General features: G+C 66.5%; 11 protein-coding genes. 5 read left to right on the top strand and 6 right to left on the bottom strand.

Annotated elements, in window-relative coordinates; all coding sequences use genetic code 11:
• Positions 1 to 50 precede the first annotated feature (50 nt).
• The gene (gene xerC / locus AC0KXH_RS02595; protein ID WP_269263206.1) at positions 51 to 950 is read left to right on the top strand and encodes a tyrosine recombinase XerC; all 900 of its coding nucleotides are present in this window, start codon (positions 51 to 53) and stop codon (positions 948 to 950) included.
• Positions 947 to 1,651 (top strand): HAD family hydrolase, encoded by a 705-nt coding sequence (locus tag AC0KXH_RS02590; protein WP_165564100.1) that lies wholly within the window; start codon positions 947 to 949, stop codon positions 1,649 to 1,651. The genes xerC and AC0KXH_RS02590 overlap by 4 nt, the downstream gene beginning before the upstream one ends.
• A gap of 49 nt (positions 1,652 to 1,700) precedes the next feature.
• Here the strand turns inward: AC0KXH_RS02590 and sutA are convergent, their stop codons facing one another.
• The 5 genes from sutA to glnK all read right to left on the bottom strand — a co-directional run bounded on the left by sutA (position 1,701) and on the right by glnK (position 5,730).
• Positions 1,701 to 2,030: a transcriptional regulator SutA gene (gene sutA / locus AC0KXH_RS02585; RefSeq protein ID WP_061337905.1), complete on the bottom strand. Its 330-nt coding sequence runs from the start codon at positions 2,028 to 2,030 to the stop codon at positions 1,701 to 1,703.
• 75 nt (positions 2,031 to 2,105) lie between these two features.
• Positions 2,106 to 2,531 (bottom strand): secondary thiamine-phosphate synthase enzyme YjbQ, encoded by a 426-nt coding sequence (locus AC0KXH_RS02580; protein ID WP_061339706.1) that lies wholly within the window; start codon positions 2,529 to 2,531, stop codon positions 2,106 to 2,108.
• Positions 2,532 to 2,675: 144 nt separating this feature from the next.
• Entirely contained in the window at positions 2,676 to 3,926 is a 1,251-nt protein-coding gene (locus tag AC0KXH_RS02575; RefSeq protein ID WP_043218203.1) for an ammonium transporter, read from the bottom strand.
• A gap of 111 nt (positions 3,927 to 4,037) precedes the next feature.
• Positions 4,038 to 5,354, bottom strand: coding sequence for an ammonium transporter (locus AC0KXH_RS02570; RefSeq protein ID WP_043218201.1), 1,317 nt, complete (start codon positions 5,352 to 5,354; stop codon positions 4,038 to 4,040).
• A gap of 37 nt (positions 5,355 to 5,391) precedes the next feature.
• Entirely contained in the window at positions 5,392 to 5,730 is a 339-nt protein-coding gene (gene glnK, locus AC0KXH_RS02565; RefSeq protein ID WP_003096476.1) for a P-II family nitrogen regulator, read from the bottom strand.
• Between the two features lie 390 nt (positions 5,731 to 6,120).
• Here glnK and AC0KXH_RS02560 point away from each other — a divergent pair, with 390 nt between their 5' ends.
• The 3 genes from AC0KXH_RS02560 (at position 6,121) to AC0KXH_RS02550 (ending at position 9,996) form a co-directional block, all read left to right on the top strand.
• Positions 6,121 to 6,384: an accessory factor UbiK family protein gene (locus tag AC0KXH_RS02560; RefSeq protein ID WP_043218200.1), complete on the top strand. Its 264-nt coding sequence runs from the start codon at positions 6,121 to 6,123 to the stop codon at positions 6,382 to 6,384.
• A 31-nt stretch (positions 6,385 to 6,415) separates the two neighbouring features.
• Entirely contained in the window at positions 6,416 to 7,912 is a 1,497-nt protein-coding gene (locus AC0KXH_RS02555) for a YifB family Mg chelatase-like AAA ATPase (protein ID WP_488224102.1), read from the top strand.
• Between the two features lie 116 nt (positions 7,913 to 8,028).
• Positions 8,029 to 9,996 (top strand): BCCT family transporter, encoded by a 1,968-nt coding sequence (locus AC0KXH_RS02550; RefSeq protein ID WP_043218197.1) that lies wholly within the window; start codon positions 8,029 to 8,031, stop codon positions 9,994 to 9,996.
• Positions 9,997 to 10,027: 31 nt separating this feature from the next.
• On the opposite strand, the gene AC0KXH_RS02545 is transcribed toward AC0KXH_RS02550, so the two are convergent.
• Entirely contained in the window at positions 10,028 to 11,665 is a 1,638-nt protein-coding gene (locus AC0KXH_RS02545) for a putative bifunctional diguanylate cyclase/phosphodiesterase (protein WP_488224583.1), read from the bottom strand.
• Positions 11,666 to 11,707: the final 42 nt, after the last annotated feature.

The following is an 11,707-nucleotide window of genomic DNA, read 5'->3' as shown; positions in this document are numbered from 1 at the left end:
AGCGATTCCGGCTCATCTGGCACCATCCGGGAGGCGAAGCGAAGCCGATGCTGCAGCCCCATCTCGACGCCTATCTGGAACATCTGCGCAGCGTTCGCCAGCTGTCGCCGAATTCGGTCGACGGCTATCGGCGCGACCTGGCCAAGGTGCTGGCCCATTGCGAACGCCTCGGTATCGCCAGCTGGGCCGAGCTGAGGCCGGCGCAACTGCGCCAACTGATCGCCGAGCAGCATCGCCATGGCCAGAGTGGCCGCAGCCTGGCGCGGCTGCTGTCGTCGGTGCGCGGGCTGTATCGCTACCTGAATCAGGAGCGCCTTTGCGAACATGACCCGGCCAACGGCCTGTCGCCCCCCAAGGGCGAACGACGCCTGCCGCGCCTGCTCGATACCGATCGCGCCATGCAGCTGCTCGATGGTGGCGTCGAGGACGATTTCATCGCGCGCCGTGACCAGGCGCTGCTCGAGCTGTTCTATTCCTCCGGCCTGCGCCTGTCCGAGCTGGTCGGACTGGACCTGGACCAGCTGGACCTGGCGGCGGGCCTCGTACGCGTGACCGGCAAGGGCAGGAAAGTGCGCGAGCTGCCGGTCGGCAGCAAGGCACGCGAAGCGCTGCGGGCCTGGTTGCCGCTGCGCCAGCTGGCCGCTCCGCAGGACCACGCGGTGTTCATTGGTCGCCAGGGGCGGCGGCTCAGCCAGCGCGCCGTGCAGCTGCGCGTGCGCGAGGCGGGCGTGCGCGAGCTCGGGCAGCACCTGCATCCGCATATGCTGCGGCACAGTTTCGCCAGCCATTTGCTCGAATCCTCGCAGGATCTGCGCGCCGTCCAGGAGCTGCTCGGCCACGCCGACATCGGCACCACGCAGATCTATACGCATCTGGATTTCCAGCATCTGGCCAAGGTCTACGACCAGGCTCACCCACGCGCCAAGCGCAAGCAGGACGGCGAACCATGAGTATCCGGCTGATCACCTTCGACCTCGACGACACGCTCTGGCACACAGCACCGATCATCCAGGGCGCCGAGACGGCACTGCGCGACTGGCTGGCGGTCAATGCCCCGCGCCTGGGCGGCTTTCCGATCGAGGCGCTGGGCGCCATCCGCCGCATGCTGGTCGAACAGGAGCCGTCGCTGCGCCATCGCGTCAGCGAGCTGCGTCGGCGCATCCTGTTCCACGCACTGAGCGACGCGGGCTATCCGGACGCCGAGGCACGGACACTGGCCGAGGAAGGTTTCCGTGTTTTTCTCGACGCGCGCCATCAGATCGAGCTGGCCCCGGAGGTTTTGCCGACCCTGGAGTGGCTCGCCAACCACTTTACGCTTGGCGTGATCACCAACGGCAACGCCGACGTTCGCCGGCTGGGGCTCGCCGACCACTTCCGCTTCGCGCTCTGCGCCGAAGAGCTGGGCATCGGCAAGCCCGATCCGCGACCGTTCCGCGAAGCCCTGCGGCTGGCGGAGGTAACGGCCGACGAGGCGGTGCACATCGGCGATCACCACGAGGACGACATCTTTGGCGCACAGCAGGCCGGGCTTCGCGCCATCTGGTACAACCCCGAGCGTCGCCCCTGGCTGCAGGCTGGCCAACCGGATGCCGAGGTGCACAGCCTCGTCGACCTGCCCCGACTGCTGCTGAGCTGGCAGCGCGGCGAATGACTGAAACGAAAGAGCCCGCGCAATGCGGGCTCTTTCGTGTCTGTGCGGCTCAGATAGGCCGGCTGCCGTACTTGCTGTCCGGCTTTTTCGGCGGGTCGGCGACCACGTTGGGTTCGACCTCCTGGACCCGGCCACCGCGAGCCAGAAACTCCTCCATCGCCCGCGCCAGCGCCTCGCGCTCACGCTGCTTGGCTTCCAGGCTCGGCAGTTCTTCGGGCTCGGCCGCCTTGGCCTTGGCCTTCTTCGAGGGCGTGGCACGCTCGCTGTCGGTGCCTTCCTCGTCCAGGCTGTTCTCCCCCTCGTCCGCGGCTTCCAGCTCCTCGCCTTCGTCCTCGTCCCCTACTTCCAGGTCGTCTTGTTCGAGTTCTTCGTCGCTCATGTTCAACCTCATGGCATGCCAAAGCGGTAGATATATAGCTCAGCGGTGCAATTTGTCCGCTGCTTCAACAAAAATTCAACTATCGGACGCGTGAAGCGTCGCCAGCAGCCGCCGCGATCCGCCCTGGTCGCGATGCTCCCCCAGATAGATACCTTGCCAGGTCCCCAGCGCCAATCGCCCCTGGCTGACCGGCAGGCTGAGCTGGCAACCGAGCAGGCTGGCCTTGAAGTGCGCCGGCAGGTCGTCCGGCCCCTCGTAGTCGTGCTCGTACCCCGCCTCGCCTTCTGGCGCCAACCGATTGAAGAAGCGCTCGAAATCACGCCGGACCGACGGGTCCGCGTTCTCGTTCACGGCCAACGAAGCGGAGGTGTGCTGCAGCCACAGGTGTAACAGACCGACCCGGCAACTTTGCAGTTCCGGCAGGGCCGCCAGCACTTCATCGGTGACGAGATGAAAGCCACGCGGTCGCGCGCGCAGCGTGATCAGCGTCTGGTGCCACATATATCGGCTCTGCCCTTGTTCATTCCAGGCGGTCGCGCCGGGCGGGCGACAATCGCCGCGCCTGCATTCGATCGGGCGCATTCTAGCGTGGCCGCAGAAAAAACAAAGGGCGCCCGAAGGCGCCCCGTTTAGAGCCTTTCCGAATCAGTGCTTGGTGAACTCCGGGTAGGCTTCCAGGCCGCATTCGACCACGTCCACCCCTTCGTACTCCTCTTCCTCGCTGACACGCAGGCCGATCACCGCCTTGAGAATGCCCCAGACCACCAGGCTGGCGACGAAGACCCAGGCAAAGATCGAGGCCACGCCCAGCAGCTGCGCGGCGAAGCTGCCGTCGGCATTGGTCAGCGGCACTGCCAGCAGGCCCCAGATGCCGGCCACGCCGTGCACCGAGATGGCGCCGACCGGATCGTCGATGCGCAGCTTGTCCAGGGTGAGAATGCTGAACACCACCAGCACGCCACCCACGGCGCCGATCATGGTCGCCTGCAAAGCGCTGGGCGTCAGCGGCTCTGCGGTGATCGCCACCAGACCGGCCAGCGCACCGTTGAGGACCATGGTCAGATCGGACTTGCCGAACAGCAGCCGCGCGGTGATCAGCGCCGCGATCAGGCCACCGGCTGCGGCCATGTTGGTGTTGGTGAACACCTGAGCCACCGCATTGGCATCCTCGATGGTGCTCATCTTCAGCTGCGAGCCGCCGTTGAAGCCGAACCAGCCCATCCAGAGAATGAAGGCACCGAGGGTCGCCAGCGGCAGGTTGGCACCGGGGATGGCATTGATCTGGCCATTGGGGCCGTACTTGCCCTTGCGCGGGCCAAGCAGCAGAACCCCGGTCAGCGCCGCGGTGGCGCCGGCCATGTGCACCAGGCCCGAGCCGGCGAAGTCGAGGAAGCCGGCCGCATCGAGGAAGCCACCGCCCCACTTCCAGAAGCCCTGGATCGGGTAGATGAAGCCGGTCATCACCACTGCGAAGGCGATGAAGGCCCACAGCTTCATGCGTTCGGCAACCGCACCGGAAACAACCGACATGCAGGTCGCGGCGAACACCACCTGGAAGAAGAAGTCCGCCCGAGCCGAATAGTAGGGTGCGTCCTCGCCACCGGCGGCAACCAGGTCGACCGCATGCTCGTCGCCGATCAGCAGCCCCAGGCTCGGCAGGATGCCGCCCTCGGGGCTGGAATACATGATGTAGTAGCCGATCAGCAGGTACATGATCGAGGCCACCGCGTAGAGCACGATGTTCTTGGTCAGTATCTCGGCGGTGTTCTTCGCTCGCACCAGGCCGGATTCCAGCATGGCGAAGCCGGCCGCCATCCACATGACCAGCGCGCCGCAGATGACGAAGTAGAAGGTATCGAGTCCGTACTGGACGGGTATCAGTGCCGTGCTATCCATGTTCACCTCTCAGTCGCGTATGTCCGATGTCTTGCTGTCGGCTCGCCATTCTTGCGGCAAGCCGACCCCGTGCCCCGGAGTGCGCTCCGGGGCCGGCTGTTTGGCTCGGGGTTACAGGTTGTAGCCGCGCTCGTTGTGCAGGCTGAGATCCAGGCCGACCGACTCCTGCTCTTCGTTGACGCGCAGGCCCATGACCACGTCGATGACCTTGAGGATCACGAAGGTGACGATGGCGGTGTAGACCACGGTGAAGAGCACGCCCTTGAACTGGATCCACAACTGCAGGCCGATGTTCTCGACCTCGCCGAAGCCACCGAGCGCCGGCGCGGCGAAGGCCCCGGTCAGGATCGCGCCGACGATGCCACCCACGCCATGCACACCGAAGGCGTCCAGCGAGTCGTCATAGCCGAGCTTGCGCTTGAGGCTGGTGGCACAGAAGAAGCAGATCACCCCGGATGCCAGGCCGATCACCAGCGCGCCCATCGGGCCGGCAGTACCGGCAGCCGGCGTGATCGCCACCAGACCGGCAACCACGCCGGAAGCGATGCCCAGTGCGCTGGGTTTGCCGTGCGTCATCCACTCGGCGAACATCCAGGCCAGCGCGGCGGCGGCAGTGGCGATCTGGGTCACCAGCATGGCCATCCCGGCAGTGCCGTTGGCGGCGACTGCGGAACCGGCGTTGAAGCCGAACCAGCCGATCCACAGCATGGCGGCGCCGGTCAGCGTGTAGCCCAGGTTGTGCGGTGCCATCGGCGTGGTCGGGTAACCCTTGCGCTTGCCCAGCACCAGGCAGGCCACCAGGCCGGCGATGCCCGCATTGATGTGCACCACGGTGCCGCCGGCGAAGTCCAGCACGCCCCAGTCCCACATCAGGCCGCCGTCACCGGCCCAGACCATGTGCGCGATCGGCGCATAGACGAGGGTGAACCATACGGTCATGAACACCAACATCGCGGAGAATTTCATGCGTTCGGCGAAGGCGCCGACGATGAGTGCCGGGGTGATGATGGCGAAGGTCATCTGGAAGGTGATGAACACGCTTTCCGGGAAGGCGCCGACCAGGCTGTCGACGGTCAGGCCGCTGAGAAAGGCGCGCTCCAGCCCACCGACGAAGGAGCTGAAGTTGGTCACGCCCGCTTCCATGCCGGTGGTATCGAAGGCCAGGCTGTAGCCGTAGACCATCCAGAGGATGCTCATCAGGCCGGTGATGGCGAAGCACTGCATCATCACCGACAGCACGTTCTTCGAACGGACCATGCCGCTATAGAACAACGCCAGGCCGGGAATGGTCATGAACAGCACCAGCGCGGTGGCGGTGAGCATCCAGGCCGTGTCGCCTGAATCGAGCGTCGCCTCCTGCGCCAGGGCCAGGCTCGGGCTTAACAGAGACAAAAGGGCGCCTAGCCCTGCGAATTTACGCAGAGTCATGGTGTTTTACTCCTGGGGCGGGGGGTTCGGAGGGCGCTTAGATCGCGTCGGTATCGGTTTCGCCGGTACGGATGCGGATCGCCTGCTCCAGGTTGACGACGAAGATCTTGCCGTCGCCGATCTTGCCGGTGTTGGCAGCCTTGGTGATGGCCTCGATGACGCGATCGAGCTGATCGTCAGCGATGGCGACGTCGATCTTCACCTTTGGCAGGAAGTCGACCACGTACTCGGCGCCGCGGTAGAGCTCGGTATGCCCCTTCTGACGGCCGAAGCCCTTGACCTCGGTTACGGTGATGCCCTGAACGCCGATTTCCGACAGTGATTCGCGTACGTCGTCCAGCTTGAACGGCTTGATGATGGCAGTGACTAGTTTCATGAAACTTCTCCCGTTTAGGTGGACTTGCCCCAGAAGTACGAACCCGGGTTCAAGTCTAAGCGCAGTGTCTGGCTGTTGTAACGCTTCGGCTGGCGCCGCGGCGCATCCCGACATCACCCACCAGCTCAATGACCTTTGCGGCGGCGTGCACCTGCAACGCTCCGGCAGCTGGAGCAAAGCAGAATCGGTGCCACTTTTGCCCAGGCCCCGTCGTAAAAGCGCTGCAGCCATGTCGAGGTGAGCCGCAGGGCAAAATGTCATCAGCCCACGCACCAACTCAGTGCATCGCCAGCGCAGCGGTTGCCCGGATTCTGTGCAGCGACCGGCGGGCGGCAGGTGCAAGGGCGCGTGCTACACTGCCGGGCCGGTTCACCAACAGGTACGTCCCTCATGTTGCCGCCCAAAGCCTTTCTCGATGCCATCGGTTCCCAGGCCTCGCGCCTGTTCAATGGCGAAAACCCGCTGCCACGCGCCGAGTTCGAGGCTCAGCTCAAGGGCATCCTGCAAGGCGCGCTGAGCAAGCTGGATGTCGTCAGCCGCGAGGAGTTCGACAGCCAGATGGTAGTACTCGCGCGCACCCGTGCCCGCCTCGAAGCCCTGGAGGCGAAAGTCGCCGCATTGGAAGAAAAACTCGCGCCGCCACCGGCCGAATGAGCCGGGCGCGACACGATCAAGGAGTGATCGAATGTCCCTCGCCCTCGTCCACAGCCGTGCCCAGATAGGCGTCGAAGCGCCGGCGGTCACGGTCGAAGCCCATCTGGCCAACGGCCTGCCGTCACTGGCGCTGGTCGGACTGCCGGAGACGGCTGTCAAGGAAAGCAAGGACCGCGTGCGCAGCGCGATCCTCACCTCGGGGTTCGATTTTCCCGCCCGCCGCATCACGCTGAACCTGGCTCCGGCCGACCTACCGAAGGATGGCGGCCGTTTCGACCTGGCCATTGCGCTCGGCATCCTCGCCGCCAGCGGCCAGCTGCCGGGCGAACCGCTGGCGCAACTGGAATGCCTCGGCGAGCTCGCCCTGTCCGGCGCGTTGCGCCCGGTCCAGGGCGTACTGCCCGCAGCGCTGGCCGCACGCGCCGCCGGCCGAGCCCTGCTGGTACCGCGAGCCAACGCCGAGGAGGCCAGCCTGGCCTCTGGCCTGACCGTCTACGCCGCCGATCATCTACTGGAGGTGGCTGCGCATTTCTCCGGTCAGACACCGCTGGCGCCCTACCAGGCCGAAGGTCTCCTGCGCCAGGAGCTGCCCTACCCCGACCTGGCTGACGTGCAAGGCCAGCTGGCGGCCAAGCGCGGCCTGCTGATTGCCGCCGCCGGTGCCCACAACCTGCTGTTCTCCGGCCCGCCCGGAACCGGCAAGACGCTGCTGGCCAGCCGTCTGCCGGGCCTCCTGCCGCCGCTCGGCGAGCAGGAGGCGCTGGAGGTGGCCGCCATTCGATCGGTGGCCGGCCATGGTCCGCTCGAACACTGGCCACAACGACCGTTCCGACAGCCGCATCACAGCGCCTCGGGACCGGCGCTGGTCGGCGGTGGCAGCCGTCCGCAGCCCGGGGAAATCACCCTGGCGCACCAGGGTGTGCTGTTTCTCGACGAGCTCCCCGAGTTCGACCGCAAGGTGCTCGAGGTCCTGCGCGAACCGCTGGAATCCGGACACATCGTCATCGCCCGGGCTCGCGACAAGGTGCGCTTTCCCGCGCGCTTCCAGCTGGTCGCCGCCATGAATCCCTGCCCCTGCGGCTATCTCGGCGACCCCAGCGGCCGCTGCCGCTGCACGCCGGACCAGATCCAGCGCTATCGCGGCAAACTCTCCGGCCCGCTGCTCGACCGCATCGACCTGCACCTGACGGTCGCGCGCGAAGCCACCTCGCTGAACGCGCCGCGCCTCGAGGGTCAGAGCAGCGCCGCGGTGGCCGGCCAGGTCGCCGCGGCACGTGCCGTCCAGCAGGCGCGTCAGGGTTGTGCCAATGCCTTTCTCGATCTCGCCGGCCTGCGCCAGCACTGCCGGCTGAGCACGGAGGACCAGCAGTGGCTGGAGAAGGCCTGCGAGCGGCTGGCGCTCTCGCTGCGCGCGGCGCATCGCCTGCTCAAGGTGGCACGCACCCTGGCCGACCTCGAACAGGCGCCGGGCATCACCCGCGCGCACCTCGCCGAAGCCCTGCAGTACCGCCCCTCGGCGACCGCCTGAGTCGCCGGCCGCTCCACGACAGGCGCAGCATCCGGGCCGAGTCTATGGTCTGTGGTAAGGTTCACCGTTTCGCCACAGGCGGCCACTCCCAAGAACGCTAATCAAAGGAGAGCAGCATGGAGGCCCAGACGTCCTCGCCCTCGACCATCAACCGGCCGGTTTTCTTCGGCTCGGCCATCATCCTTCTGGCCTTGCTGATCTACAGCATCGGCTTTCAGGAAAACGCACAAACCGTATTCAGCGATGCCCAGGCCTGGATCATCGCCAACGTCAGTTGGCTCTACATCCTTGCCGTCGCGGTGATCCTGCTGATGGTCACGCTGGTTGCACTGAGTCGCTATGGCGACATCAAGCTCGGTCCCGACCATAGCGTGCCCGACTACAGCTACCTGACCTGGTTCGCCATGCTCTTCTCGGCCGGGATGGGCATCGGCCTGATGTTCTTCGGTGTCGCCGAGCCGGTGATGCACTTCCTCTCGCCACCGATCGGTGATGGCAGCACGGCCCTCGCCGCGCGCGAAGCGATGAAGATCACCTTCTTCCACTGGGGGCTGCATGCCTGGGCGATCTACGCGATCGTGGCGATGATCCTGGCCTACTTCGCCTATCGCCATGGCCTGCCCCTGACGCTGCGCTCGGCGCTCTACCCGCTGATCGGCGAACGCATCTATGGCCCGATCGGCCATGCCGTGGACATCTTCGCCATCATCGGCACGGTGCTCGGGGTCGCCACCTCGCTCGGGCTGGGCGTCACGCAGATCAATACCGGGCTCAATCACCTGTACGGCGTACCGGTGTCGATACCGGTGCAGATCGGCCTGATCGTCGCAACCACCCTGCTGGCGACGATTTCCGTGGTCACCGGCCTGGACAAGGGCGTGCGCCGTCTGTCGGAGCTGAACCTGTCGCTGGCCCTGCTGCTGCTGCTCATGGTGCTGATCGCCGGACCGACGGTGTTCATCCTGCAGACCTTCGTGCAGAACACCGGCAGCTACTTCTCGGAAATCATCAACAAGACCTTCAACCTCTACGCCTACGAGCCGAATGACTGGATCGGCGGCTGGACGCTGTTCTACTGGGGCTGGTGGCTGGCCTGGTCGCCCTTTGTCGGGCTGTTCATCGCGCGCATCTCGCGCGGGCGGACCATCCGCGAGTTCGTCGCCGGCGTGCTGCTCGTACCGACCGGCTTCACCCTGCTGTGGATGACCGTGTTCGGCGACACCGCCATCCACATGATCCTCTGGGAACACCTCGATAGCCTCGGCAAGGCCATCGAGCAGGACAGCGCGCTGGCCCTGTTCGTGTTTCTCGAGCAGTTCCCGTTCTCGTCGCTGGTCTCGCTGGTGGCGATCGTCATGGTCGTGGTGTTCTTCGTGACTTCGGCCGACTCCGGGGCATTGGTCGTCGACATGCTCGCCTCGGGCGGCCACCAGGGCACGCCGACCTGGCAACGGGTGTTCTGGGCCGGCTCCATGGGCGCGGTGGCGATCGCGCTGCTGCTCGCCGACGGCCTGACCGCGCTGCAGACGGCGACTATCGCCAGCGCCCTGCCGTTCACCATCGCCCTGCTTTGCTCGATGTGGGGCCTGCTCAAGGCCCTGCGCCTGGATGCCACCAAGCAAGGCCTGCGCTATCAGTCGCTGACCACCTCACCGAGTGCGCCACGCACGCCCGGCGGCTGGCAGCAGCGCCTGCACAACCTCATGCAATTCCCGCGACGCCCCGATGTGGTGCGTTTCATCACCGGGGTGGTTCGCCCGGCCTGCGAGGCTGTGGCCGACGAGATGCGCAGCGAGGGCTATATCGCCGAGGTCAGCGAAGGCGAGGACCGGCGCGTACGCATCGAGATCCGCCATGAGGGCGAGCCGGACTTCATCTACGAGGTGCGCCCGCGTGCCTATGAGATGCCCAATTTCGTGCCCAGCCTGGGCGAAGAGGACGAGCGCCAGTACTTCCGTGCCGAGGTGCATCTGAAGGAGGGGGGCCAGGACTACGATCTGATGGGCTGGAGCCGCGACGACGTGATCGGCGACATCATCGACCAGTACGAGAAGCACCTGCACTTCCTGCACATCGTCCGCTGAGCAGGCCGGGGCCCGGCCGCGCAGCCGGGCCTCACTGCCGCGACTGGACAGGCGCGCGGGCCTTTTCCGCGAGAAAGGCCGCCAGCTCCTCGAGCGGCAGCGGCTGACTGATCAGGAAGCCCTGCACCTGGTGCGCGCCGAACTGCTTCAGCCCGCGCAGCTGCTCTTCGGTCTCGACGCCCTCGGCGACGATCTCCAGCCCGAGGTTGTGCGCCAGGCTGATCATCGCCTGAACCAGCTGGCGGTCGCCGTGCATGGCGGCGACAAAGCTCTTGTCGATCTTGAGCAGGGCGATCGGCAGGCTGGAGAGGTGCACGAAGGACGAGAAACCGGTACCGAAGTCGTCCAGCGAGAAGCGCACGCCCAGCCGCGCGAGGCTGTCCATGGTCCTGCGCACCTGCTCGCTGCGGCGCATCACCGCGGTTTCGGTCAGCTCGAACTCCAGCCAGCGCGGATCGACGCCGCATTCGCCGATCAGCCGGTTCAGCGTTGGCAGCAGCTGGCTGTCCTGGAACTGCCGGAACGACAGGTTGACCGCCATGTGCAAGCCGTCCACGCCACGGTCGCGCAGCTGTTGCAGATCATGCAGGGCGCGCGCGATCACCCAGTAGCCCAACGGCACGATCAAGCCACTCTCTTCGGCCAGCGGAATGAACGCCCCTGGCGGCAGCAGCCCGCGCTCCGGGTGGGCCCAGCGCACCAGCGCCTCGACGCCAAGGATGAGCCCGCTGTGCAGGCACAGGCGCGGCTGGTAGTGCAGCTCCAGCTCGCCGCGGCGCAGCGCCCGGCGCAGCTCGCCCTCGAGGTCCACGAGCGTGCGCGCGGCGCGGCTGCTGTGCTCGTCATAGGCATGCCAGGTACAGCCCTGGCTGGCCTTGGCCTGGCGCATCGCCAGCTGTGCGTGGCGCAGCAGCGGATCGGCACCGATGCCGGCGTGGGCATGCGCCAGGCCCAGGCTGCAGCCAAGCATCAGGCTTTCGCCGTCGATCCAGTAGGGCTCGCCCAGTGCCTCGACGAGCTGGTCGGCGAGCTGCTCGGCGCGCTGGGGGTCGCGGCGGGTATCGATCAGCAGGGCGAATTCGTCGCTGCCCAGGCGTGCGAGCGAATCACCGGCCTCCAGCGCGGTTTCCAGCCGGGCCACAACCTGCAGCATCAGACGGTCGCCCGCCGCGTGGCCGAGCGCATCGTTGGCCCGTCGGAAGTTGTCCAGGTCCAGGTAGCCCAGGGCCAGCCCGCGCCCGTGGTGCTCGGCCAGCGCAGCCATCAGCTGGGCCTGAAAACCCTGGCGGTTGACGATGCCGGTCAGCGGATCATGCTCGGCCAGGCGCTGCAGCGTGCCCTGCAGATTGCAGCGTTCGCGCACGTATCGCAGGCAGCGGCGCAGCACCTCCGGGCTCAGCTGGCTGCGCACCAGCCAGTCCACCACGCCCTCAGGCGTCTCGGATGGCTCCTGCTCGAGCAGCAGGATCACCGGCCAGCGGCACTGTGACAGCAACGGCCGCTGCGAGGGTGTGGCCAGCACCACGCAGGGCTGGTCACCGTCGAGGCGCTCGCGCACGTCGTCCCAGTCCTCCGCCACCAGCAGCGGCTGACGGCTGCCGGCCGCCGCCAGGCAGGCGCGCAGACGCCGGGCCCAGGCGGGCTGATCGGCGAGCAGGACCAGAGCCATGCTTTGAGTGGACGCGGACAAGCGACCTCCGTTGAGCAAAGA

Source organism: Stutzerimonas sp. CXK-1 (assembly GCF_057738225.1).
Note: the sequence above shows the minus strand (reverse complement) of the source record. Positions and strands in the feature narration are given on the sequence as shown.

Excerpts from the sequence above, each read along its gene's own strand:
- AC0KXH_RS02590 (WP_165564100.1), top strand. The coding sequence starts at position 947 with ATGAGTATCCGGCTGATCACCTTCGACCTCGACGACACGCTCTGGCAC.
- sutA (WP_061337905.1), bottom strand. The coding sequence starts at position 2,030 with ATGAGCGACGAAGAACTCGAACAAGACGACCTGGAAGTAGGGGACGAG.
- AC0KXH_RS02580 (WP_061339706.1), bottom strand. The coding sequence starts at position 2,531 with ATGTGGCACCAGACGCTGATCACGCTGCGCGCGCGACCGCGTGGCTTT.
- AC0KXH_RS02575 (WP_043218203.1), bottom strand. The coding sequence starts at position 3,926 with ATGGATAGCACGGCACTGATACCCGTCCAGTACGGACTCGATACCTTC.
- AC0KXH_RS02570 (WP_043218201.1), bottom strand. The coding sequence starts at position 5,354 with ATGACTCTGCGTAAATTCGCAGGGCTAGGCGCCCTTTTGTCTCTGTTA.
- glnK (WP_003096476.1), bottom strand. The coding sequence starts at position 5,730 with ATGAAACTAGTCACTGCCATCATCAAGCCGTTCAAGCTGGACGACGTA.
- AC0KXH_RS02560 (WP_043218200.1), top strand. The coding sequence starts at position 6,121 with ATGTTGCCGCCCAAAGCCTTTCTCGATGCCATCGGTTCCCAGGCCTCG.
- AC0KXH_RS02555 (WP_488224102.1), top strand. The coding sequence starts at position 6,416 with ATGTCCCTCGCCCTCGTCCACAGCCGTGCCCAGATAGGCGTCGAAGCG.
- AC0KXH_RS02550 (WP_043218197.1), top strand. The coding sequence starts at position 8,029 with ATGGAGGCCCAGACGTCCTCGCCCTCGACCATCAACCGGCCGGTTTTC.
- AC0KXH_RS02545 (WP_488224583.1), bottom strand. The coding sequence starts at position 11,665 with ATGGCTCTGGTCCTGCTCGCCGATCAGCCCGCCTGGGCCCGGCGTCTG.